The sequence below is a fragment of the Nocardia arthritidis genome, assembly GCF_011801145.1.
Lineage (GTDB): Bacteria > Actinomycetota > Actinomycetes > Mycobacteriales > Mycobacteriaceae > Nocardia > Nocardia arthritidis_A.
On record NZ_CP046172.1, the window covers coordinates 1257048 to 1280431 of the forward strand.

22 protein-coding genes are annotated in these 23384 nt (G+C 67.2%); 19 read left to right on the plus strand and 3 right to left on the minus strand.

The window, feature by feature from the left end; all coding sequences use genetic code 11:
• The first annotated feature begins 22 nt into the window (after positions 1-22).
• The 6 genes from F5544_RS05425 (at position 23) to F5544_RS05450 (ending at position 8075) form a co-directional block, all read left to right on the plus strand.
• Complete coding sequence (locus tag F5544_RS05425) at positions 23-319, plus strand: hypothetical protein (protein ID WP_167472156.1); 297 nt, start codon at positions 23-25, stop codon at positions 317-319.
• 59 nt (positions 320-378) lie between these two features.
• Positions 379-672 (plus strand): hypothetical protein, encoded by a 294-nt coding sequence (locus F5544_RS05430; RefSeq protein ID WP_167472157.1) that lies wholly within the window; start codon positions 379-381, stop codon positions 670-672.
• A gap of 162 nt (positions 673-834) precedes the next feature.
• A complete protein-coding gene (locus F5544_RS05435) occupies positions 835-1149 on the plus strand; it encodes a hypothetical protein (protein WP_167472158.1) in 315 nt (104 codons plus the stop codon).
• A gap of 32 nt (positions 1150-1181) precedes the next feature.
• Entirely contained in the window at positions 1182-1697 is a 516-nt protein-coding gene (locus F5544_RS05440; protein WP_167472159.1) for a YbaB/EbfC family nucleoid-associated protein, read from the plus strand.
• A gap of 43 nt (positions 1698-1740) precedes the next feature.
• Positions 1741-3231 (plus strand): hypothetical protein, encoded by a 1491-nt coding sequence (locus F5544_RS05445; protein ID WP_167472160.1) that lies wholly within the window; start codon positions 1741-1743, stop codon positions 3229-3231.
• Between the two features lie 119 nt (positions 3232-3350).
• Positions 3351-8075, plus strand: a complete 4725-nt coding sequence (locus F5544_RS05450; protein ID WP_167472161.1) for a nucleotidyl transferase AbiEii/AbiGii toxin family protein — start codon at positions 3351-3353, stop codon at positions 8073-8075.
• Positions 8076-8104: 29 nt separating this feature from the next.
• On the opposite strand, the gene F5544_RS05455 is transcribed toward F5544_RS05450, so the two are convergent.
• Positions 8105-8929, minus strand: coding sequence for a type IV toxin-antitoxin system AbiEi family antitoxin domain-containing protein (locus F5544_RS05455; RefSeq protein ID WP_167472162.1), 825 nt, complete (start codon positions 8927-8929; stop codon positions 8105-8107).
• Positions 8930-9018: 89 nt separating this feature from the next.
• On the opposite strand from F5544_RS05455, the gene F5544_RS05460 reads away from it, so the two are divergent.
• From F5544_RS05460 to F5544_RS05515, 12 genes are all read left to right on the plus strand, one after another.
• Positions 9019-9576: a hypothetical protein gene (locus F5544_RS05460; RefSeq protein WP_203217491.1), complete on the plus strand. Its 558-nt coding sequence runs from the start codon at positions 9019-9021 to the stop codon at positions 9574-9576.
• Between the two features lie 180 nt (positions 9577-9756).
• A complete protein-coding gene (locus F5544_RS05465; RefSeq protein WP_167472163.1) occupies positions 9757-11556 on the plus strand; it encodes a hypothetical protein in 1800 nt (599 codons plus the stop codon).
• Positions 11553-12344, plus strand: a complete 792-nt coding sequence (locus tag F5544_RS05470; RefSeq protein ID WP_167472164.1) for an ESX secretion-associated protein EspG — start codon at positions 11553-11555, stop codon at positions 12342-12344. The genes F5544_RS05465 and F5544_RS05470 overlap by 4 nt, the downstream gene beginning before the upstream one ends.
• A gap of 98 nt (positions 12345-12442) precedes the next feature.
• A complete protein-coding gene (locus F5544_RS05475; protein ID WP_167472165.1) occupies positions 12443-12784 on the plus strand; it encodes a hypothetical protein in 342 nt (113 codons plus the stop codon).
• 17 nt (positions 12785-12801) lie between these two features.
• Positions 12802-13101, plus strand: a complete 300-nt coding sequence (locus F5544_RS05480) for a YbaB/EbfC family nucleoid-associated protein (protein ID WP_167472166.1) — start codon at positions 12802-12804, stop codon at positions 13099-13101.
• A gap of 159 nt (positions 13102-13260) precedes the next feature.
• Entirely contained in the window at positions 13261-13581 is a 321-nt protein-coding gene (locus F5544_RS05485) for a type VII secretion target (RefSeq protein ID WP_167472167.1), read from the plus strand.
• On the plus strand, positions 13578-14876 hold the full coding sequence (locus tag F5544_RS05490; RefSeq protein ID WP_167472168.1) for a hypothetical protein: 1299 nt from the start codon (positions 13578-13580) through the stop codon (positions 14874-14876). The genes F5544_RS05485 and F5544_RS05490 overlap by 4 nt, the downstream gene beginning before the upstream one ends.
• A 10-nt stretch (positions 14877-14886) precedes the next feature.
• Positions 14887-15204 carry a PE family protein gene (locus tag F5544_RS05495; RefSeq protein ID WP_167472169.1) on the plus strand — a complete coding sequence of 106 codons (318 nt, stop codon included), beginning with the start codon at positions 14887-14889 and terminating at the stop codon, positions 15202-15204.
• Positions 15205-15230: 26 nt separating this feature from the next.
• Complete coding sequence (locus F5544_RS05500) at positions 15231-16226, plus strand: PPE domain-containing protein (RefSeq protein ID WP_167472170.1); 996 nt, start codon at positions 15231-15233, stop codon at positions 16224-16226.
• Entirely contained in the window at positions 16223-17014 is a 792-nt protein-coding gene (locus F5544_RS05505) for an ESX secretion-associated protein EspG (RefSeq protein ID WP_167472171.1), read from the plus strand. The genes F5544_RS05500 and F5544_RS05505 overlap by 4 nt, the downstream gene beginning before the upstream one ends.
• A gap of 97 nt (positions 17015-17111) precedes the next feature.
• Positions 17112-17423 carry a WXG100 family type VII secretion target gene (locus F5544_RS05510; protein WP_167472172.1) on the plus strand — a complete coding sequence of 104 codons (312 nt, stop codon included), beginning with the start codon at positions 17112-17114 and terminating at the stop codon, positions 17421-17423.
• Between the two features lie 41 nt (positions 17424-17464).
• Positions 17465-17767, plus strand: a complete 303-nt coding sequence (locus F5544_RS05515; protein ID WP_167472173.1) for a WXG100 family type VII secretion target — start codon at positions 17465-17467, stop codon at positions 17765-17767.
• 170 nt (positions 17768-17937) lie between these two features.
• Here F5544_RS05515 and eccE read toward each other — a convergent pair whose 3' ends face one another.
• Complete coding sequence (eccE, locus tag F5544_RS05520) at positions 17938-19698, minus strand: type VII secretion protein EccE (RefSeq protein ID WP_238847100.1); 1761 nt, start codon at positions 19696-19698, stop codon at positions 17938-17940.
• Between the two features lie 238 nt (positions 19699-19936).
• Between eccE and eccB the strand changes: the two genes are divergently transcribed.
• Entirely contained in the window at positions 19937-21430 is a 1494-nt protein-coding gene (gene eccB / locus F5544_RS05525) for a type VII secretion protein EccB (protein WP_167472175.1), read from the plus strand.
• A gap of 45 nt (positions 21431-21475) precedes the next feature.
• Here the strand turns inward: eccB and eccA are convergent, their stop codons facing one another.
• Positions 21476-23293, minus strand: coding sequence for a type VII secretion AAA-ATPase EccA (gene eccA / locus F5544_RS05530; RefSeq protein WP_167472176.1), 1818 nt, complete (start codon positions 23291-23293; stop codon positions 21476-21478).
• Positions 23294-23384 lie beyond the last annotated feature (91 nt).

Below are 23384 nucleotides of genomic sequence, written 5' to 3' on the forward strand. Positions count from 1 at the left end.
TCGAGGATTATGAGGAGGCGCGTTGAACATCCCGAGCACGCCCACCAGGGTCTCGCTGTATTGCTCCGCGAAAGACCTTGTCCCGCACAAGGTTGCGGAGTTCGACTGGGATCCGGCCACCGGTGTGTCGCTCACAGTGCTCGACACCGAATGGGCTCGGCTGGCCGAGGAGTACTACGTGAACGGAATTCGATCCCTGGCCGAACAGCAGCTGGTGCGCCCGGATGAACCAGAGGTATTCATGCGGGCACTGGTACAGCCGAGCCGCCTGACCTATTACCAATTCGTCGACGAGAGCGCAAATCCGTCCGGCGAATGAACAGCGAATAAATACCGAGCATATGCTGTGGTCGAATTATCGAGAACGGAGAACAGCCGGTGCGCCACGGATATCCAACGGATGACGAACTGCGGCGGACCTTCGAGTCCGAACTCGCGACCGTGAGCGGCGGTGGCGGCCTGCGTTCCGGCACCGGTCTCGATCTGGAGACGCAGGCCGCGCTGATCGCGATCGCCAGGGCTTATCCGGCCATAACGGACGACCTGATCAGTGCCGCGCGCACCGCTTTCGCCGCGCAGCTCGACGGAACCAACGCCGCGACCCGTCGGGCCGGGATCGAAAACCTCATCGCGGAACGCAACCGCCGCAACGGCTTCGAGCCGAACCGCTGACCCGGTACGGCCCCCGATATTGGGGGAGGTGCCGCCCCCGATATTGGGGGCGCGAAATCGTCCGTGGCGTGTAAATTCCACGGTTCGCTCACACTTCACTTTCCCGTGACCCGCCGGTCGTGCGATCATCACCTCAATACAAACTGATTAGGGTGGATCGGGATGGCGAAGAAAGTCGAAGTGACGACGCATGAATTGCGCGGCGTCGCCGATGATCTGGACGAGGTCGCCCGGCGTGTGCAGGGGGTGCTGAACACGCTGGCCCAGGCGCGCGACGCGCACTGGGGTGTGTGGGGCGACGACGAGTTCGGCGGCAACTTCTCCGGCGGTAACGGCTATATCGCGTCGGATACCAATCTCAACTCCGCTGTCGGGTCGAAAGTTGAACTGCTGCAGTCCTATTCGGGCGGCCTGCGCAGCGGTGCCGACACGCTGGACAAGCAGGATTCGGGTAACGCCGACAGCTTCCAGGTCTGAAATCCGAGGCGCTACAGGGAGGACTCGCGCTGGTGGCGAACGAGATGGCCAAGGCGCGCCTGGCCGAATTGATGGAATCGGTGCAGGCGGGGATACAGGAGATCCAGCGCATGCAGCGGGAGCAGGTCAAGCTCACCGCGTCGGCAAGCGCCGCGGGTAAGCGGGTGACCGTGGTGGTGAACGCCAACGGCGATGTCATCGAGACCAAATTCTCTTCCGACATCGGGGATTTGACGCACGCGGAGATCGCGCGGGCCTTCACCGAGGCGGCGCAGGAGGCCGCCGCGCAGGTGCGGACCAGGACCAAGGAGATGGTCGCCGAGGTCGCGCGCAAGAACGCGCGCGTGCCGCGTCTGTCCGACTTCATCGACGGCATGCCGGACGTACGCGACATGCTGCCCGAACCGCCGGAACCGTCGCTGGAGCCGCCGGGGCGGCAGGGTGTGGCGTTCGCCGACGATATGGGCGTCACCATGGAATTCGCCAACGTCGAGGAGTGGGAACACGATTCGGCCAACCGGTCCGATGTGCGGGATTCGGGTTGGTGATGCGTTTGCGGACAGGTGACCGGGAAAGTTCGGCGGTCGGCTGATGGCCGGGGTCGACGATCTGCTCGACTCGCTTCCGGGGTGGCTCATTTCGGCGCTGAACTTCGGTCAGTCCTACCCCGTCGGTGACGAGCGTGCCCTTTTCGCGCTCGGCGACGCCTGGGAGCAGGCGGGCCGGGATCTGCGCGCGCTGGAACCGGATATCAAGCGCGTCACCGATCAGACCCTGAAGTACTACACCGGTGAGGGCGCGACCCAGGCGCATAGGGAATTCGCGAAGCTCTTCAACGGCAAGGCGTCGGTGGAGGAGAACGCGAAGGCGCTGGAGGAGCTCGGCGACTACACCAGAAACGGTGCCACCGAACTCGAATACACCAAGATCATGGATGTCGGGTTCGCCGCCATCACCCTGTACACCGTGATCTCGTTGATGGCGGCGTGGCCGTGGGGCGAGGCGCTGGTGCCCGTGACGCTCACCGCCGGTCGCGAGACGCTGGAGATCACCGCCGAACAGGGGCTGAAGCGGCTGGCCGCGAAGGCGGGCGAGGTCGGGCTGAAGAACCTGCTCAAGCCCTACCTCAAACAGATCGGGATCGCCGGTTTGAAGGAGGGGGCCAAGGGCGCCGCGCTGGACGCCGGAACTCAGCTCTATCAGATCGGGGCAGGTCACCGTGATCACGGCTTCGACGTCGGACAGACCCTGAAGACCGGGCTGGAGTGGGGCGCGGGCGCCGCGGTCGGCGCCGGATTCGGTATGGGCGCGGGCGCGCTCGGCGCCAAACTCGGATTCGGACCGCGGCTGAACGGGTTGGTCAGCGGGATCGTCGGCGGCGCGGGTGGCGGCCTCGGCATGTACGGCGCCGATGTCGGATGGCAGATCGGCAGCCAGTTGGCGCACGGCTATTTCGACCCGAGCAAGGTGGACTTCACCTTTCACCCCGAAACGCTGACGCCGGGCATAGTGCTCGGCGCCGCGCACGGAATGAAGAGCGGCATCGAGATGGCCAGCCGCCAAGGCCCGCCGCCGCCACCGCCGGCCGGGTCCGTGAGCACCGCCCCGCGCCCCGACACGCCGACACCCGGTGCGGCGGAACGGAATCCGGTGCCCCCGCCGGACCATGCGCAGGCGGACAACCCCACCGGGCAACACCACGACCCCCGGCGACGCAACCCACCGCAAGCCACCCGGACATCAACGGCAAGAACGCGCTCGACACCCCGGGCGGCCACCAGGCCGCCCCGAATGAGCACGGTGATCAAGCGGTGCGGGGTGATCGCACCCCTGCCGCAGCTGCCCCTGCCGCCCCGGCGGCTCACGCGGAAAATGGCGCGCGCGTTGCGGATTCGAGCCAGGCGCCCGCCGACACCGGCAAGGCGGCGGAGACCGCGAAACCTATCGGGGCCGACCGGACCGTCGCATCCGCCCCGAACGAGGTCGGCAAGCAGGCGACCCCGGTCGACCGCATCGCCAAACCGATTGCGGCCGAACGCAACACCCAGGCCCCAGAACGTCCCGCATCCCGTGCCGGTTTGAGCGGTTCCGACGCCGGGAATCGCTCCGCGAGCGTCGCCGCCGGACAAAAGGATCGTCCCGTCCTGGCGGCTCACGCGGCGGCCGAGGCTGATGCCGCCGCACCTCGAGAACATGCGACGTTGCCGGAAAACGCTGTCGTCCAATCGGATTCCCGCGTAGTAGAGCCTGGTTCGCAGGTAGGCGATACGGGTCCGCGGGCCGCAGGACCGGATCATCTTATTGCCGAACCGGACCGGACGGCGGTCAAGCCGGACTCCGAATTGCGGGCCGTCATACCGAGTTCCCGCAGGGCCGAGCCGACCCTGCATGTCGCGGAAACGGATTCGGCCGGAAACCTCATCGCCAAGGATCGCGCCGCGCCCGCCGAGGAACGTGCCATCCTCTCGAACGATCGTGACCCCGAATCCGGTTCGCGCGGCATCGATCCCGGACGGCACCAGCAACCCGGCGAACCCGGACAAAACCACGGCGATTCGGGCCGGCGTGGCTCGGAACCAGCCCGCCATGGCGATCCCGCCGCCCGCCGCGCCGGAATGCCTCGCGAACCCGAACTCGTCGGCGCCGCCCGCGAACCGATCCACGGCACCGCGAGCAATGTCGGCGAGTTCCGCGGCGACGCGCGCCCCGAGGCGGCGGCCCATCTCACGCCGGAGGAGGTGCGGCGCGAGATCGCGGACAATAAATCGCTCATCATGCCCGAGCGCTGCACCTGGGATCCGGAGCGGCAGGCCTTCCGCATGCGTGCGGGCAATCAGGACATCACCGTTTCGGTGCGGGTGGCCGACGAACCGCTGCCGCACGAGGTCGCCCGATTCTCCGGCGAGGGAACAGAATTCCACGTCGAGATCTCACCGACCGCCAGGACCGAGGATGTGGCGCGCGCGGTCGCGCACGAATTGGCCGAGATCAAGCTGGCCGGGGATCCTCGGGTGCGCACCGATCCGTTCAGCGAGCGGCCCAACGAGATGTCGTCGCACCTCGGCGGCCGTTTCGCCGAGCTGAAGGTGCTAGAGGGGCAGCTCGACCGGGCCGGCACCGAGCCCGCCCGCGCGCACGAATTGCCAAGGCTCAGACGAGATCTCACAGATCTGATGAACCGTCTCGGCCTGAAGCGCGAGGCCGAATACGCCGACCGCTGGAAGTTGCTGCGCGAGCACGACCCGGAGCTGGCGACCAGGCTGGAGCACGCCCTCGATCGCGACGGGCCACCGGGCCAGGAGCACGACCACGACGCCCACCCCGACGAAATCCCGCAACACACAGGCGAATTCGAGTCGGGGGAGCGCGGATCCGGGATCGATTTCGGGTCCGCCATCGCCTTCCGCAACGAACTGTACGACGCCGCCCGCGTGGAGACCGCCGGATCCGGCCGGAGCCCGCAGGACGCGGTCCAGCAGTTCGCCATCCATCGGGCGCTGTCGCGGATCTTCAAGCAGAGCCCGGACGGCTGGGTGCTCAAGGGCGGGCAGGGGATGCTGTCGCGCATCCCCGGCGCGCGGATGTCCTCGGATATCGATCTGGTCCGGTCCGACAGCGCCAGGAAGCTCGGTCTCGGCGATCCGGACTTCCCCAAGACGGAGCGTGCGGCGCGGGAGGCCGACCTGCAGGACGAGATGATCGCCGACTACTGTGCCGCACTGGAGCGGGACCACGGCGACAATCTGCGGTTCGTCTTCGAATCGAAGGAGATATTGCAGAGCGGCGGCCTGCGCATCTTCCATCGCGTCTTCGTCGGTGACATCCAGGTGATGCGGCTCGGCGCCGATCTCAACCCGGAACGGAAGATCCCGATGCATGTGGATCCGGAGATCGTGCCGTTCCCGGATCAGCTGCTGCGCACCGACGCGATGGGGACGGAGCCGAACCTGCGGGTGCTGTCCGTCGCGGATACCTTGGCGCACAAGCTCGCCGGCATGCACACCGAGGGCTTCCGGAGCGAGGACGACAAATGCCTGGACTGTCTGCCGTCCAAGACCAGGCAGGGCTTCTTCGAATGCCGCAAGGCGGGCAGCACGCTGCCGTATCGCCCGCAGGATATGGCCGATGTGCTGCTGCTGGCCATGCACAACGAATTCGACGGCGAAGCGACCAAGCAGATGCTGGAGCGGGAATTCGATTACCGCAGGAGCGGCGGCGATCTGCTCGCGCTGACGGGCACGGGTTTCGAACTGCCGAACAAGGATTGGGGCGACTGGTTCGAACAGCATCTGCGTACCACCGACGCGCTGCCGTTCCGCACGCTGGACGAGGCGATGCCGCTGGCGCACTCCTTCCTGGATCCGCTGCTGCGCGACGGTGAATTCCATGGGCAGTGGGATCCGGCGCAGCGCCGCTGGATCGGCGAGCACGACCAGCCGCTGACCGAAACCCATATCCCCACAAGCGAATCCACCGATCAGCCGGTGCCGGAGCCGCGGCAGCGGCCCGCGAACGTGCGGCCGATCGAGGGCACCGGCGCCGGTGCGCCGTCGACCCACTTCGCCGATGCCGAGCACATGGGACGGTGGGATGCGCTGGCGGGCCGCGGCAAATCGGACGAAAGCCTGCGGTTCTACCTCGACAGGATGGCCGCGAACCACTTGCCCGCCGGTGACAAGGTGAAGTCGATGTACCAGTACCTCGAGCGGCTCGGGTATCAGCCGGAGGAGGTCGCCGGTCTCGATGACAAGCACCTGCGGTTCTATGTGCACCAAAGCGGTGAGGAATACATTCACACCCTGGCACTGCTGGCCGACCCGGGCACAACCGTCGAGATCGTCTACACCCCGACCAGGCATTTCGAGGCGCTGCGCGGCGAGGCGTACCAGGGCCACATCGCCTATGTCGGCGAACTGCCCAAGGGTATGACCCTGGAGCAGGCCAATACGGTGGCCTACGCGCGCTGGACCCGAGGTGAGTCGATCCACGATATTCCGCACCACGAGATGGTGCGGGAATTGCTGGAACTGCATGCCAAACCGCTGAAATCGGCGCTGGCGATCCGCGACCGGCTCATCGAGCGCGGTATCGATCCGAGCCGAATTCGCTTGGCGTACACCGAATCCGGCCGAGACCACGTCTACAGCGAATCGCGCTGGCAGCGGGCACACATCTTCACACTGGCTCGGCTGCGCGAGGATCCGGTCGGCACCCGGCAGCTGATCGTCGACGGGTTGCGCGGTGCGGGCGAGGCGGGCGAGATCCGCGCGGCCCGCGCGGAAAACATGGTGAACGAGGTGCTTTCGCGGCACGAACCCGGCGACACCGGGCCGGGGAAGTACACGCTCTTGTGGATCCGCGATTCCCGGCCGGGCGGTATGCACGGCCCGGAGCTGGATACCCGTCCGGCCTACATCCGGCAGATGATCGAAATGCTGCGCGAGCGTCAACCCGACCGGAAGATCCTGCTGGTGGGCGACGACCTGTTCGCGGGCAGGCCCGAACTGCGGGAGAGCTGGGAGCGCGCGGGTGTGCTCGACGGCGTCGATACGAACACGCTGATCAAATTCTGGGAACGGGACGGCCTGTCCCGCGCCGAGCAGGGCCTGTTCTTCCACCGGTTCGGCACCGAGCGCGAGGTGGTGCAGATCGGCATGGAGAGCGGCGCGCTGGAAACCCAGACCGTCCTCGGCGTACCGACCGTGTACAACTCGGCGCTGGAATACGAGGGCACCAAGGCCAACCGGTGGCTGCACTATTCGCAGCGGTGGGAGTACGGCCACACCGTCCGGATCACCGACGAGCACGGAAATCAGGTCTACGACCCGCAAACGAGACGGCCGCTCAAGGAGTTCCAACCGCACGGTCCGGCGCTCGATCCGCCGCTGCGCACCATCGAACGCGTCACCGTCGGCCCCGAACTGCCCGATCCGACGAGCAGGCCGGTCGCGGTCATGCGGGCGTCCAAGGTCTCGGTGACCGCGGACCGCATCACCCGGCTGATCGACACCGGTGAACTGGATCAGTGGTCGCAGCGGCTCGGCCGCTCCACCGGGCCGAAAAGCCACGAGTGGGGGGAGCCGTGGACCGAGAAGGACTGGCGCTCCAGCGCACACTACGCCGACCAGCTGACTCGCTGGCTGCACACCGAGGCGCGCACACCGGACGAGATCGCCACCAAATGGGATGCCATCCGGCTCGCGCTGCAGGGCGTTGTCGAGCCCGGATTCTCCCGGGACGACACCGATTTCAGCACCAGGATGACCCATCCGTTCTTCACCCTGCACACCGACAACGATGCGCCCGTACACCTGACCAACCGGCTGGCCGAGGGATACGCCGCCGAACCGGAGGCGCGCCCGGCCGCGGTCGCCGCCGCGCTGCGGGAGGTATTCGAGACCGCGGACGTCCGTGGACAGGGCGTGCGGGACCTCTCGGCGTTCCGGATGGAACCCGAGGAGCTGGAGAAGCTGCACCAGGCGCTCGATCGGGTCATCTCGCGCAACCAGATTCATCCGCCCGTGCCATACGACGCGCCGCCGGGCGGCTCGGCATGGGACGCGCCTGGTGCGTCGACGCATTCGCGGATACCACCGCTGGACCGGCTGGAGATAACCGACGACCGGATGCGCTACGTGCTGGAGGGCGACGACACCGGCCGCGGCGGCGGTCATCGCTTCGGCACCGGGGTGCCGAACAAGACCGAATTCCCGGAGCGTTGGGACGATGAGACGATCAGGCGCTATGTGCTGGAGATCGCCGCCGCGCCGGATCGGGCGCTTTTCCAGGCCAACGGCAACTGGAATGTGATCGGCTGGCGCGACGGCGTGCAGGTGAGCGTGATCATCAAGCAGAACGGACAGGTGCAGTCGACTTGGCCGGAAAAGGGTCGCGGCGTGCACCGTAACCCACCGGCGAAGTCATGACGCGTTACCTCGATGTGCGCCCGCGTTTTTCAGCGCAGCAGCGCAACTATTTCGGCGGCGATGCGCGCGCCGATCCTATTGTCCCGTCGTTCGGCCGGATCATATGCGGGCTGGAACCGGCCGAGAATTCGATCGACCTCGGGCCGGATTTCGGCGATCCGCTCCGGATAACGCAATTCGGCGTAGGTGCGCAGATTTTGTGGGGACAGCGATTCCGGCCGCACCTCGGGCAGGAAGTAATCGAGGAAATGCACGCCGCCGGTGGGCAGTCCGTACACCTCGGCCATGGTCAGCAAATCCTCGAACAGGATGCGCAGATCCACCATATCGCGGCGGACCGCGTCGGCGACCACTCGGCCGATATCCTCCCGCGTCGCTCTTTCCGCGACGAGGTCGAGAATGGTGCGGTGCGGTGTGGTGACCGGGACGCCGTGGTGGATCATGACATCGTCCGGGGTAAGCGGCGCCACGTCGATGAGCACCGCGCGCGGCGGTATCCGTTCGGTGGCCGAGGTCATCCGGGTGCCCGTCGTCCGGATCACCCCGAGTTCCAGTACCTGACAGGCGGATTCGTGCGATATGACGACATCCTTCTCGATGGCGTCGGGACGTTCCCAGCGGAACAGTTCCGGCGAAACGGCGAGCCAGGCCGCGTACGGAAACGCATATTGCATGCCGTAGGTGCTCGCGGAAATCTGATGCACCGACCAGTCGAGCTCATGCAGCAGGCCGGTCGACGCGAAATGCGCGAGCGCGGCGTCGTCGGCGCCGGCCCGTTTCGCCTGTGCCGTGGTGATCAGGCCGTTTTGGCGCGCCGCGGCAATCGATATTTCATAGAAAACCTTTTCCCACATCGCATCCTCCAAGCGCGAACGGCCGTCGCGGTCAGCACTACTGTAGACAGTGCGGCCCAACGGTTTCCACAAGAATCGAGGAGAACGCTGTGACCGACACCCTGCCATTGGCGCGCACCAATGCCGAGGCGCATCTGTTCCTGGAGTTGCAGCCGTGCCCGGACTGCGGTGAAACTCGGTGCCGCTTCCGCGGTTCCGTCGTCTATTCCGGGGATGTGCTCGCGAGCAGATATACCGGCACCTGTCCGCGCTGCGGCGCCGAACGCGCCTATCGGTTCCGGCTGCCCGACGAAATATTACCGCCGCCCGACGACGCGGTGCGCTTCGGCGGCGACGATCCCTCACAGCTGATCGATCCCGGTGTGTGGCTGTGGTATTCGGATATCGCCGCTAGACAGGCGCCCGCCGAGCGGTCCGGCCTCGACGACGACGCCGCCCACTCGGCGCGGCACGCGCTGGCCACCGCGCTCGCCGCGGTCGAGGAGGTGCTGAAGTTCGTTCCGCCATCCGCGGATCGGGTGCCCGAGCAGGCCTTCACCTCCCTGGACGGACGCGCGCTGTACGAGCGCGAACCCGGCCGATTCAGCACGGTGCGGCTGACCGCGCTGCGCGACCACTACGCCGGGCAACTCGCGGATCGGCGGTGATTCACATCGCGGCAACCGAATGTTCGAACGGTCGAGGGACAGTGTCGAGACGGATAAACCTTAAGCGAATGTCAAGTCGCGGAATCTGGGGCGCTGGATCCGGCCGGATCCGTGTAAATATGTCAGAGAGTGGGCATATGCCCGGCACAGGGCAGCGCCGAGCTAGTCGGGAGTCGATCGATGGCAGATGACGGGAAGCCGCAACCTCCGGATGACTGGAAGACATTACAGGGACTGGTCCAGAGCGATGGGTTGAAGTTCGACCCCAAGTCGGTCACCCAGATGGTCAACACGATCGGTGACGTCAAGCGGTACATCAAGGCCGTGCAGTCCGAGCTGGAGAACGTCTACAACATCAACCCGTTCACCGACCTGTCCTCCAGCGGTGAGCTCGCCGACAGGTTCTCGAAGAAGGCGCACGGCCTGCACAAGACGCTCGCCAATCAGTTGCAGAATCTGGACGATATGACCGATACGTACCTGGCGGCGGCCAAGGCGTACAAGGACGCGGACGGCTACAACAAGTACGACTTCGACAAGATCCGCGACAGCATCCCGTCCGGCCCGGTCACGCTGGACAAGTCGACCATTCCGAAGCCGGATCGCGACCAGTTCAACTACCCGACGCCGATCTGGCCGGGCCAGGACAAGGACGGATCGCTCCCGGCCAATCTGCAGCACGCGGGCAACTACGACAAAGCGACGATCAAAGGCGAAGAGCCGACCACGATCTCGGGTGAGAAGTACGACACCATCCTCTCCCACATGGTCACCACGCAGCCGTGGGTCGCGGCGCAGGATGCCGGATCGCATTGGACCTGGCTCGGCAAGATAGTCCAGACCCAGTTCGACAATCTGAGCAAGCAGGCGGGCGATCTGGAGAGCAGTTGGAACAGTCCGTCCGGCGCGCCGAGGGCCCGCGCGGCGACGCAGCGGTACAGCCAGCAGGGTGCTGATCTCGGCTACGGCATGCAGAGCATCGGCGACGTCCTCAACTACACGGGCGGCTGGCTGTCGGGCTTCAGCACCGAGATGAGTTCGGGTATCGACCGGATCGACCCGCACCCCAGCGAGACGCCCGCGCACTACCAGGCGCGCTTCTACGAGGCGATGAAGTCATCGGGCATCGGCGCGATGAACAGCGTTTATCTGCCGGGACTTTCGCACACCGACTCCAAGATCGCGGTGTTGAACGATCCGTTCTCACCGGTCAACCAGGATCCGGGTCCGCCCGGCCCACCCGGTCCCCCCGGACCAGGGGCGTTCGGTCCCGGGCCGGGCGGTCCCGGACTCAGCCCGGCGGCGCAGGCCGAGGCGGACCGGCTGCGCAAGCAGGCCGCGGATCTGCAAGCCCAGAACGCCGCGGAGCAAAAGGCTTGGGAGGAGGCGCGAAACGCGCAGGATCCGACGAAGCAGGGCGCGCCGGGCCCCGGGACGGACGGCAATCCCGCCAATCCGCACGATCCGAACGGCGGCCCGAACACCGTTCCGGCCGGCCCGGGCCTGGATGCGGCGAAGCAGGGCCTGGATCAGGCGATGCAGGGATTGAACCAGGGCCTGAACGCGGCCAAACAGCAGTACGACAAGGGCCTGATGGATCAGGCGAAAAACCTTGCGGCCGGGGTGCCTTCGACGCTCGACCCCAGCAAGCTGAGCAAGCTCGGCGGCCCGGGGCCCGGCCCGGGCAAGGGCATACCGAGCCTGACCCCGCTGTCCCGCGAGGCGCAGCAGGCCGCCAAGCTGTTCCCGCGCGCCACCATCAACGGCGTCAACGGCACGGCTCAGGGGGCGATCACGCGGGCCGGGCTCGCGGGCACCGCGCAGGGCGCACCGGGCGCCTCGGGCGCGCCGGGCGCGGCGGGCCGCGGCAGTGGCCAGGAGAAGGATCACAAGACGCCCGACTACCTCAAGCACCACGACCACCTCGAGGAGGCGCTCGGCCAGCCGCCGGTAGTCGCGAAACCCGTTGTGGAGAAATGACTCAGAGCTTGCAGAGGTTCCGCCTGACCGGACTCGAGTTCATGGCCGCCTGGACCGAGCTGAACGAGGAGTACGTCCCGCCGCCGCTCTCCTATACGGCACGCGCCCAGTACAAGGACGATCACGACCGTGAACTGCGTGCGGCGCGATCGGAGCTGCGGCGGCGTTGGGGGAATTGGCTGACGCCGGTCCTGGAGGACATCGCCCGGCCGGATATCCGCATCCTGGTGCGCGGATTGGACGGGGTGCGGCCGGACAATCCGCGGCGCTGCATCAGGATGCTCGGCGCCCGCAAGGGCGACCGGGCCTTCCTGATCAATCAGGAGATCGGTGAAACCACTTGGCACGCCAATGCTTTCACCATCACCGAACACACCGCGGTGGGATTGGCCGACGCGATCGTCGATGCGCTGCCGAAGGCCGAGCCGGGCAAGCAGCCCGATGTGGTGCTCGCCGCGCCGCGCACCGACGAAATCGATTACGAGTACGGCCAATCCGCCGTACTCGACTCCTTCGAGGACACCGTCGGCACGCGGGCGGCCTGGTTCGAGAACGCGCAGACCACCCTGACCGGAACCATCGAACTCGAACAGGCCTACTCCCGATTCGGGCCGCGCGGCAAGGTGCGCAGGTTCCTGCAATGGCGCGACCTCACCGACGACGGCCGGTACGCGCTGGTGCCCGGCAATCCGGTGACGGCCGTCGGCGCCGACGCCCGGCGCATGGTCGCACTGATCAATACCGAACTGGTCGAGATGGTTCGGGCCATCAAGGATGAGCGGGTGTAGCCCGCATCATCGATGCGTCATCGCCGTCAATAGCAGGATTGAGGGCGTGCCGACGCGCCGGTGATGCGCGAAGATGAAGGGTGCGGAAGGGAGTCGCGATGACTGAGGAACAGCCAGGCCCGGTCGAGTGGACCGCGGCGTCGCGCACCGGCGCCATCTCCGTGCGCACCACGGAACAGGGACTGCCTCTTGGCGTTTCGATCGAGCCGACGGAGCTGAAGGGCGATCCGCGGCAATTGGCGTCGGAAATCCTGCGCCTGTGCAAGCAAGCGGCCAACCGGGCGGGCATCGCGCGCCGCACGGAACTGGCGGCGGCGGGGGTGCCCGCGAGTTCGCTCGCGCTGATGGGCCTGCCGACCCCAGAAGAGGTGGCTCGCCAAGAGATCGCGCAGGAAGCAGAATACGAAACCGAGCCACAGAGTTGGCTGCGCTCGGTTTAGGGAGGAGCTGAGTCGCCTTGTACGAAACCATGGACGAGTTGATGGCGAGCGTCCAGAAACGGCTGTACCGGCTGCGCGATCTCGCGGACGACATGGGCGGCGTCGTGAGCAAGGAAACGGCGGAGGACGGTTCGATCACCGCCACCGTCGACGGTAATGGCGCTCTCGTGGATCTCGAGTTCTCGCAGGCGGTTTCGCGTATGTCGCCGGAGGTGTTCGAGCGGACGCTGGTGCAGACCGCCCATGCGGCGGCGCGGCGGGCGTTCACCGAGCGCGCCGAGCTGATCACCGCGTTCAACGAGGAGATGGCCGAATAAGTACCGCCTGTTCATCGATAGACATCGCGCGTTCACCGCGGGGTCCGTCACTTTTTTGTCAGCGAACCTTAAGTTTGTGCAAATTTCCTTCCGACGCTCGCGGCGCGGTTGGTATCTTCCCAATTGTTGGTGAAATGTATTACAGGATCGGGGAATTCGATGAGCGAAGTCGTAGCACACACTGATGCGATTCGCGCATACGGCGGCGCCTCCGCCGCCATGGCAGCCGGTGTCGCCACCGCGGGCGCCTTCGATCAGACCGCGACCATGGCCGCGGCCGTTCCGGTGTTCGGCCTCATCGGTCAGGAGTTCCTGGCCTCCTTCGCCTACGCGCAGGCGAACCATGTGAGCTCCGTGATGGAGCTGGCGCACGTCTACGCGGGCACCGCGAAGGCCGCGTTCGAGGGCGCCGCGGCGTACGACGGTTCCGAGGCCGTCCAGTCCGGCGAATTCGATTCGATCGGCACCCGAATCGTATGACGGCGCCACTGGACCACTCGATCCTCGAGTTGCTGCGCGGCAGCTCGCTCGCGCCGCTCATCGATCGTCCGGTCAACGACATCCTGCGGGATATGGGGCTCGGCCCGCTTCCGCAAATTCAAGGGCTGCCGCCACTTCCGGATATGCCCCCGATGCCGACCATCGACCTGAGCGCGCTCACCCGCCCGTTCACCGACCTGCAGAGCGCCTTCGGCACCGGCGTGCTCAACGCGACGGGCGGCAAGGGCATCGATCCGACCCAGGCGCTCACCGGCATCACCCAAGGCCTGCAGACCGCGACGCAATTGGGCATGCAGGCGTTGCAGATGGTCATGCAGCTCTGGCAGGGTATGGCGGCGCAGCAGGCCGCCGCCAAGGCCGGGCAGGCGGCGGACAACAGCGCCGACGTCGCGGAGCAGGGCATCGACCAGAAGGCTGTGCTCGGCGAGGCCGCCGGCTCCGTCGCGGTCGGCGGCGCACTGCTGGCGGCGATCATCGCGAAATACATCGCCACCATGATCGCGGCGTCCCCGTTGCTGGGAACACCTGGCGGACAATACTTTTTGATCGCGCAGACCGCGGAGAGCCTGGCCGAGGCCACCGCGACGGTGGCCAAGACCAAACTCGAGATGCTCGGGCACTCGGCGAATATGACCCGGGCGGGCCGCAAGCGGATGATCACCAACGCGCCCAGCGGAGTCGGCTCGTCGGCGCAGGATATTCAGCAGCTCATGCAGATGGTGCAGCCGCTGATGCAGTTCGCGCAGAGCGGAATGCAGAGCGCCACTCAGCTGGCGCCGCTGCTCGCGCCGAAGGTCGACCCGACCAAGGACAAGGACGCCGAAGCGGCGAAAATCAAAGAGGACAAGCTGCGGGCGGGCGATATCGCAGCGCATGCGGGCGGCCCCGGTCCCGGTGCGGTCAAATTCGGTGGCGGCCCCGGTATCGCGCCGGTGGCCGCGCCGCTGGCCCCGTGGGGCACCAACGCCGCGGGTTCCCTGCCCAGCGGACTCGGAAGCTCTTCGCCCGCAGTGGAATCCGCGGCCATGCGGGCTCCGGTGATCAATCCGCAGACGGCGGCGGCGTCGGGCTCGCCGGGCTATATGCCGATGGGCGGCGCGGCCGGTGCGGCGGCGGCCGCGCGCGGCGGCGACGCGGGCACGGTGCCGACCCACCTCATCACCGCACAGCACGGCGACGAGGTCGTCGGCAACATCGACGGGGTCTCGCTGCCGGTGGTCGGTGCGGCCGAGCACGTCACCGAACCACCGCCCGACAAGGAACTGACGCTCTGAGGAGGCCGTCATGGCAACTACCGGTGTGCGTTTCGACGCGACGGCGGCGCGCGACGCCGCGTTCCGGCTCGACGGGCTGGCCGATCGGCTGGAGAACGATCTGAAGGATGGTGTGCAGACGCTGCACGTCGCGCCGTCCGGCATCGACGAGGTGTCGCTGCGTGCGGCCCAGACCATGAACGACGTTGCCGGGTCGTACACCGACAGCGCCACCGCGGGCGTGCACGAACTGCGCAAGCTGGCCGCGACGCTGCGGGCGCAGGCGGACAGCTTCGGCCGCGCGGAAACCGAGAGCGCCGAGGCGCTCGGCGGCACGGAAGCCGTTTGAACCTGGAAGGCGAATACGGAGCCGCGATGATCGAACCACCGCAACCGGGTTTCACCGGCGTCGTCTGGGAGGCGCGTGAGCCCGACCGGCTCACCCGCGAACTGACCACCGGTCCGGGTGCGATTCCGATGGCCGAGGCCGGGGCCACCTGGACCCGGCTGGCCGCGAGCTTCGCCGCGGCGGGGGTCGAGTACGACCAGATCATCAACACCCTGCAGGGCGCCTGGGATTCCGGTACCAGTGGCGTTGTGCTGGACAAGATTTCGACGCTGCGCGACTGGCTGCACGATGCCGCGCGGTCGGCGGGCGAGAATGCGCTGCATGCCGAAAAGCAGGCCGCCGCATACCAACTCGCCCGGCTCACCATGCCGAACGCCCTCGACATCGAGGCCATCCAGCAGGCGCAGCGGGCACTGGAATCCATCGGCGCCGCGCTCGGCGCGCCGATCAGAGCCGTTGCCGCACAGACCGATTCGGACGCGGACCTGGCCAAGGCGGCCGCGTCGCGGGTGATGCGCACCTACGAGGCGGCCACCGAACCGCTCGCGACACCGTGGCACCAGGAGCAGCCGCCGACGGTGGCGACGCCGGTCGCGCTGGCGGCCGAACAGGCCGGTGCGCAACCACAGCCCACGGTGCCGACCGGGACCATGCCGGTCGGCCTGGTCGGCGGGTTCGCCCCACCGCAGATCACGCTGCCGCCACGGACGCTCACCGCATATCGCGCGCCGGTGTACGCGCAGGCCGCGCACACCACCGAAGAGACCGAGCACCATACGGTTCCGATCACGAGTCAGGCGGCGGCCACGACGGCGGCCACCCTGCCGCCCGGTGCGATGGTCCCCGGCGCGGCGGGCGTGCTGTCGGCGGCGCACGAGGAGGACTACGAGCCGCGCGCCTCGGCGGTCGAGCGCACCGATGCCATCGGCGCCGAACTCGGCATCGTCTCGGCCCCGTCGGTACTCGGCGCGCCGGAACCGCCGACGCAGACCGGGCAGGCCACCGCCGGGGGTGGCGCGTGACCACCGTGACCAACGACGGCCTGCTCGCCCTCGCCGACCGGCTCGGCGTGCAGACCCTGCCGCTGGTGCTTTCCGTTGGCCCGCAACAGGATTCGTTCGAGGCCTGGACCGAGGCGCAGCGCGATGCGGAAACGCGGCTGAAGGCCGCGGGCCTGATCGACGGGTACGGCGAGGTCACGCCCGAACTCGCCGACGCGCTGTTCACCCTGGCCCAGCCGGATACCGAGCTGATCGCCAGGGTCTTCACCGGTGCCGCACCGGTCCGGATCTGCGTGGCCCGGCGCGGCGAACAGCATGCGCTCGCCGTGCGCACCGGCGACGACTTCGACATCCGGACCGTGTGGGCCGACGGGTCCGGCGCGGTGCTCATCCGCCCGCTGCTGGACGCGCTCGGCCCCGGAAAGCCCGCCGACGTGGTGAATTTCAGCGCACCGTCGGACGAGTTGAGCGAGCGCCTTTCAGCGGCGCGTACCTCCGCCGACTTCACCGACGCGGTCTACGCGCTCGGCGTCGCTGAAAGAGACGCTCCCGCATACGGACTCGCCTTCGCGTCCTGCCATGCCTACGCCGAAATCGTGGCCTGTATCCACGAGGACGGCGTAATCACCCGGCCGCCCGGTGCGGTCGCGGTGTACGACACCGAGCGGGGCCGCATCGTCGCCGCGCCCGGTATCGCCCAGGACCAGCAGGTCTGGTCCACCGTCACACCGGGCACCGATCACCGGATCGCGCAGGCGATTTCGGCGCTGATCGAGCTCCTGCCCGGGGGGAGGTGGCTGCCGCAGTAATCCAAGAGGGGTGGAACAAAGCAGTTATCTCGCACTCGGGTGATGCCGCTCGGCGTCACCTTCCACGTAAACAACTTTCAGAAGGAAGGTGTGAACCATGGCTGGAGTAAGCCACAATCATGAGGCCCTGGTCGCCGGCAAGCTGATGCTGGACTCGGTCACCAATATGAAGACCATTCTCACTCGGCTCCAGGACGCCGTCGACGCGGCCCGGCCGGGTTGGAAGGGTCAGGCCGCGATCGCGTTCAACAATGCCGCCGACAACTGGGACAAAAAGGCCGAGGAAATGCGGCAGAAGCTCGACCGGATTTCCGAGCAGGTCGTGAACGGCAGCCACCAGTACGGAAATATGGACGAGGTCAGCGAAACCGAGCTGCAGCAAGTCGGCGGCGGCCTGCTCAACCTCTGATCGCTAATTAGCCAACAACCGTTCACGAGCAAGGAAGAATTATGAGCGACGGCGAAATGCTGTATGACCCGGCCTACATCAACCCGTTGGCCGATGCCCTCGGCAAGGGCCATGCCGATTTGATCACCGAAGAGGGCCACCTCGATCAGTACGGCTCCAAGCTGCAGTCCGCCTGGCAGGAAAACAAGGGTTTCATCGACGGTTTCCACCCCGTCATGAACGACTGGAAGAACCACCAGGACGAGATCAAGCAGGTGCTCAACCAGGTTGCCCGTCAGGTAGAGAACGCGCTGCACCGCGCCCTGTCGACCGACCACAAGGTCGGCGACGGCTTCGCGCAGTAATCGCGACTCGATCACACAACTGAATACCGATTGGCCGGCTGGGAGTTTCCCGGTCGGCCAATCGGCTTTTCCCGTAAACCCTTTCGTAAGGCAGCCGAGCGTCGCGGCGAGCAGTCACCTGGCAAACGCGGCCGATCAGGAACGACAAGCCCGGCCCGGCCGCGCGCGAATCAGCGTGCCGCGGCCAGCGATTCGCCGATGTACCACATCTCATCCGGCGTGGTGACCATATTCACCGTCGCCGCCGCGGTCGAGGTGCGCACCGTGATCAGGTTCGGCGCGGCCGAATCCTGAATCAGCACGATATCGGCGTCGAACGGCCCCGGCGGAGCCTCGGGCGCGCGGATGTGCACGATGGTGGCGCCGCCGGTGAGCGTGGTCGGCGCGATGCCGTCGAAGACCACGACGGTCGGCGTGCGTCCACCGCCGCCCGGCTGCGATGCGGGCGCCTGGTACTGGCCCGCGCCGCCCGCGTACCTGGGCGCCAGCGAGATCGAATGCGGCGCACCGACATTGGCGACCATGGAATTCCACGCCTCGGGCCGGTCGGTGTGCACGATCGTGTGCGCGCCGAGTGCGATGGCGCGCAGGATCACCTGCTGGGCCAGGTCCAGCTTGCCGATCACCTCGAGATGCCTTGTGCCGTCACCGATCAGCGGCACCGCGATGCCCTGGCCGAGATCGTCCGCGCCGATCAGCTGCCCACATCCCGCGGTGGGCACCGCGATTCCGCTGAGCGCCGTCAGCGGCCCGCGGTAGTCGCCCGCGCTCGCGGTATCACCCCGGCCCGCCTGAACCGGCAGACAGTCGAGCAGGGCCCGGTATTGCCTACCCGGGAGCGTGCGCAGCCCGGGTACCGGCGGCTCGTCCGGCGGCCGCACGGTATCGAAACGGACCAACGCGCCCAACCTGATCGGCGGCGGCGCGCCGTCGCGCTGCTCGTTGACGCCGCGCTCCCCGGGGCGCAGCCGCACCGTCACCGTCGTGCCCAGCGACGGCGTCGCCCAGATATCGGCGAAGCCGCGCTCGCCGATGAGCTCCGGGCCGATCTCATAGCTGGTCAGGTGAATATCGCCGTGCACAAGGGATTTCGGCGTCTCGGTGAAATCCGCGAGCGCGACGCCCCTGGTGAGCCTGCGCACCGCCGAGTTCATCTCCGCCGCGGTCAGTATGGAAACCGAGATGTCGAGTGCGGCAAGTCGATTGGCCACCCGGCGGGTCGCGATGATCGCGGTGCGCAACGCGCCCGTCCCGCCGCCGCCCCGATTGTCGACGGCCTCGGCATTCGCCAGCGGATCCAGCCGCAGCACCAGCCACACCGTGCGATGCGCGATGGCGGGCAGCGGCCCGAGGATCCGGTCGTACAGCTGGGCCACCGGTCCGTGGCCGACCGTCCGCGAACCGGTGCTTATCACATCGATCGAGGCCAGCCTGATATCGAATTGTCCTAGGCACTTACCGATTTCGGTGAGCGGAAGCACCTGGTCGGTGCTGAGCGAACCGCGCCGCAGCAGCGTCATCGCATCCGGCGGCGGGTCGATGCGCATCATGGTGGTGAGCAGATCGCCGTCCCAGCGCACGCCGTAGCTGCCGCCCTCGGGCAGCGGCACGTCGAGCGCGTCCGGCCCGGCGTCCTGCGGACCCGGTTTGGTGCGCCGCGAACGGAAGGCCAGCCAGCGGGCGAACATGCCGACGAGGTTGCGCGGATTGCGTTTACGGACCGGCGCCGCGCCGAGCGCGAATACGACGGCGCCGCAGAGCGCCACCGCCCAGATGGGCGCCCGCAAAGCCAGGGCAACCCAGGAGACCAGCGCCGCGAGCAGGCCGAGCGGGACTACAAGCCGCAGCGGAATCTGGCGAAAGAGCCAGAATTCTGGATCGCGCAGCGCGGTGTTCTCGGAGTTTTCCGGTTCGTTCACGGCCTCGTTCACGCACATTCGCCTGGTTCGAAATACTGATAACCGGCGCTGCCGGGTTCCTCTCGGCAATACAGTACCGCGCCACAACAATGTTCGCGGTACGGTATAAGCCTGACAACTGATTTCGCATGGACATGGGTAACTCATCGGGTACGGGCCGACGTGCCACGCCACCCGACCGCCGGTCGCCAGCGCGACTCGTGGCGCACCTAAGTCTGGCCTGAAGACGCGGAGAGGCGGAACAGCGCACGTGCCGGCTCAGCTGACCACCAGAGCCCAGGTCAATGGATACCGTTTCCTGCTGCGGCGGCTCGACCACGCGCTGGTCCGCCGGGATGTGCGGATGCTGCACGACCCGATGCGTTCGCAGTCGCGGTCGATGATCGTCGGCGCGGTGCTCGGCATCCTGGTCGTCGCGGGTATGGCGATCCTGTCGTTCCTGCGGCCGCAGGGCGCGATCGGCGATTCCAAGATCATCATGGGCAAGGAGAGCGGCGCGCTCTACGTCGTCATCGAGGACTCCGACAAGAACAAGGTGCTGCATCCGGTGCTGAACCTGGCCTCGGCCCGGTTGATCAGCGGCAGCGGCGATTCACCGAATTCGGTGAAGGAGAACAAACTTTCCGACCTGCCGCGCGGCCCGATGGTCGGCATTCCCGGCGCACCCGCCGCGCTGCCCGGCTCGGGTGCGTCCGACCGATCGGACTGGTCGATCTGCGAGACGGTGCAGCTGTCCAGCACCGGTAGCGCGCTCGGGTCGCCCGGGGTGGTCAGCGCCGTGCTCGCGGGCAGGCCCGTGCTGAACGAGCGGATCAAGCCGACCGCCCCCGACCAGGCCCTGCTGGTGCGCAGGCAGGACAAGACCTACCTGGTGTACGACGGCAAGCGCGCCGAGATCGATCCGGACAATTCCGTGATGGCCCGCTCGCTGAATCTCGGTGCGGTGCGGCCGCGTCCGGTCGGCCCCGGGCTGCTGAACGCCGCGGAGTCCGAGCCGCCGCTGGTCGCGCCGGATATCCCGCAGGCGGGCCAGCCCGGCCCCGGCAAGCTCTCCGATGTGCCGGTCGGCGGCGTCATCTCGGTCGGCGGCGTCGGCCGCGGCGATCAACCCCAGCTGTTCGTCGTGCTCTCCGACGGCGTGCAGCGCATCGGGGAGTTCGCCGCGCAGGTGCTGCGCACCGCGAATTCGCAGGGCATGCGCGAGATCAAGTCGGTGGCGCCGGACGTGCTCACCAATATGCCGGTGCTGCACGAACTTCCGCTCGACCACTTCCCGGCGACCGCACCGAGGATCCTGTCCGCCGAGGACGCCCCGGTCGCCTGCGTGTACTGGTCCAAGACCCAGCAGTCCGGCGGCGTCGCCGACGGCCCGACCGACCGCGCCGCGGTGAGCCTGCTGGCCGGATCCCGCCTGCCGCTGAACGATTCGGACAAGCCGGTCGAACTGGCCAATGCCGACGGCGTCGGCGACCACCTCGATATGGCCTACGTTCCGCCGTCCACCGGCGAATACGTCCGGATCACCGGTATGGAGCCGGCCAGCCCGCGCCGCGGCAGCCTGTTCTACGTCGCGGAAAACGGTGTGCGCTACGGCATCCCGGACGCGGATACCGCCGGGATACTCGGCCTGCCCGCCGCGCCGAAGCTCGCGCCGTGGGCCATCGTCGGCCAACTGGTCCCCGGGCCGACGCTGTCCAAGGACAATGCCCTGACCGGCTACGACGTTCTGCCGCAGGGTCGCTGAAACGCGAACGGCCCCACCGGTCGGTGGGGCCGTTGTTTCGGGCACTCAACCGAGCGTTGCCACGATGCCGCGCAGCGCGGCCTCCATATCCGGCGCCTCGATCCGCATCAGCGTCGACTCGTCCACCGCGGACAGGTCGACGGAATTGGCCAGCCGGAACTCACGTTCCTCCTCCGCCGATTCGATGACGTTGCGGATGAACCGGCCGTTACCGGCCAGGTCGATGCCGCGGCGTTGCTGACCGCTCTGATCGACGCGCTCGGAGTTGTACAACCCCTCACACGCCTTGATCAGCAGTTGCATTGCCTCCTCGGATAATTCGGAATCGCGCGAGCCGGCGATCAGCTTGCCGATCTGCCCGAGTTCGCTCGGCGTATAGGACGGGAACTGCAGCCGCTTGGCGAACCGGGACGCCAGGCCGTCATTGGCGGCGAGCAGACGATCGATCTCACCGTCGTAGCCCGCGATGATCACCACCAGGCGGTCGCGGTCGTTCTCCATCCTGGCCAGCAGCGTGTCGACCGCCTCGCGGCCGAACGCGTCACCGCCCTGCAGACCCGTCTGGATCAGCGTGTACGCCTCGTCGATGAACAGCACGCCGTCCATCGCGGAATCGATCAGCTTGTCGGTCTTGATCGCAGTACTGCCCAGATGCTGGCCGACGAAGTCCATGCGCTTGGCCTCCACCACCTTGTCGGTCTTCAAAAGCCCGACGCCGCAGTAGATCTTGGCGACGACCCGGGCGATGGTGGTCTTACCGGTGCCGGGCGGGCCGGTAAAGGCCAGGTGATTGCCGCGCGCCATGCTGGCCATACCCTTCTCGGCGCGGATCTTCGCCAGCTGCGCGGTCGCCTGCAGCTTGGCCACCTGGGTCTTCACCGATTGCAGGCCGACCTGCTTATCCAGCTCGGCCTTCGCCTCGGCCAGAATTCGCTTGGCCCGATCCTCGGTCTCGGCCTGCTGCAGCGCATCCAGCGACGGCGCGGTCGCCGGATCCCACTTGTCGGTGCGGGCCTCGATATTTTCCTTTGATGTGACGGTGATGCGGTAGGTGCGGTCGCGCATCGCGGTGGTGTTCTCCACGAAATCCGGTGCCTGCGAATACACCTTCTCGAACAGCGCCTGCGCTTCTTCCTCGTTGCCGGTCTCGCGCAGGCACAGGCCGCGGCAGAACATGGCCGTCGTCCTCGCCATCGGAATCGGGCCGGCCTCGGCCTGTTCCATCCGACGGATCGCCTCACCGAACAGGCCGAGCTGCGCGCACGCCGAACCCACCATCACGTGCGCGCCCGTCGCCAGATACGGGTCGTCGGTCCACTCGGCCGATTTGGACAGCACCGCCATCACATCCGGCCAGCGCTGCGTGTTGAAGTGCAGTACGCCGCGGACGTACGCCGAGATCCGGTCGTCCGGCTCGCGATCCGGATCCGAGAGCATCGAGCGCCGGTGCGCGGCGAGTTCGTCGAGCACCCGTTCGGCCTCGTCGTACTCCTTGTCCTGGATCAGCTGCGCGGCCTGCGCCAACCAGATCTCGGTGTAGCTGGCCAGCGGATAGTCGATGTAGAGCCCGGCGAGGAACCGCCCGGCCAGCGCCCGCGGCTCCAGCCCGAGCCTGCGTTGTTCGCGGAAAAGGGATGTGCCGCTGGTCTTGTAGAGGTTGAAGAGCACGTCGCGGGTGACTTCACCCGCGGCCGCTCTGCCGAGCCAGGCGTCGCACATCGTCGGGTCCCATTCGGTGGCCCGTTGGAAAGCCAGCTTCGCGTAGTCGAGATCGCGTGCGGATTCCTGACCGTCAATGGTCAGGCCAAGCGAGAGAACTCCGGCGTCGAAGGCGCGTTGTGCTTGGCGGTTGCCGGTTGTCATTGCAGTCGATCCCTAGAATTTCCGTGAGCCGATGCCCGTCCGAGCACCGGTGGACCCGTTGTGTGCGTTCGTTTTCCAACCAGCTTAATGG

Bases quoted from the DNA above. Each gene is read 5' to 3' on its own strand.
- F5544_RS05435 (WP_167472158.1), top strand. From the start codon at position 835: ATGGCGAAGAAAGTCGAAGTGACGACGCATGAATTGCGCGGCGTCGCC.
- F5544_RS05445 (WP_167472160.1), top strand. From the start codon at position 1,741: ATGGCCGGGGTCGACGATCTGCTCGACTCGCTTCCGGGGTGGCTCATT.
- F5544_RS05455 (WP_167472162.1), bottom strand. From the start codon at position 8,929: ATGTGGGAAAAGGTTTTCTATGAAATATCGATTGCCGCGGCGCGCCAA.
- F5544_RS05465 (WP_167472163.1), top strand. From the start codon at position 9,757: ATGGCAGATGACGGGAAGCCGCAACCTCCGGATGACTGGAAGACATTA.
- F5544_RS05470 (WP_167472164.1), top strand. From the start codon at position 11,553: ATGACTCAGAGCTTGCAGAGGTTCCGCCTGACCGGACTCGAGTTCATG.
- F5544_RS05475 (WP_167472165.1), top strand. From the start codon at position 12,443: ATGACTGAGGAACAGCCAGGCCCGGTCGAGTGGACCGCGGCGTCGCGC.
- F5544_RS05485 (WP_167472167.1), top strand. From the start codon at position 13,261: ATGAGCGAAGTCGTAGCACACACTGATGCGATTCGCGCATACGGCGGC.
- F5544_RS05490 (WP_167472168.1), top strand. From the start codon at position 13,578: ATGACGGCGCCACTGGACCACTCGATCCTCGAGTTGCTGCGCGGCAGC.
- F5544_RS05495 (WP_167472169.1), top strand. From the start codon at position 14,887: ATGGCAACTACCGGTGTGCGTTTCGACGCGACGGCGGCGCGCGACGCC.
- F5544_RS05500 (WP_167472170.1), top strand. From the start codon at position 15,231: ATGATCGAACCACCGCAACCGGGTTTCACCGGCGTCGTCTGGGAGGCG.
- F5544_RS05510 (WP_167472172.1), top strand. From the start codon at position 17,112: ATGGCTGGAGTAAGCCACAATCATGAGGCCCTGGTCGCCGGCAAGCTG.
- F5544_RS05515 (WP_167472173.1), top strand. From the start codon at position 17,465: ATGAGCGACGGCGAAATGCTGTATGACCCGGCCTACATCAACCCGTTG.
- eccA (WP_167472176.1), bottom strand. From the start codon at position 23,293: ATGACAACCGGCAACCGCCAAGCACAACGCGCCTTCGACGCCGGAGTT.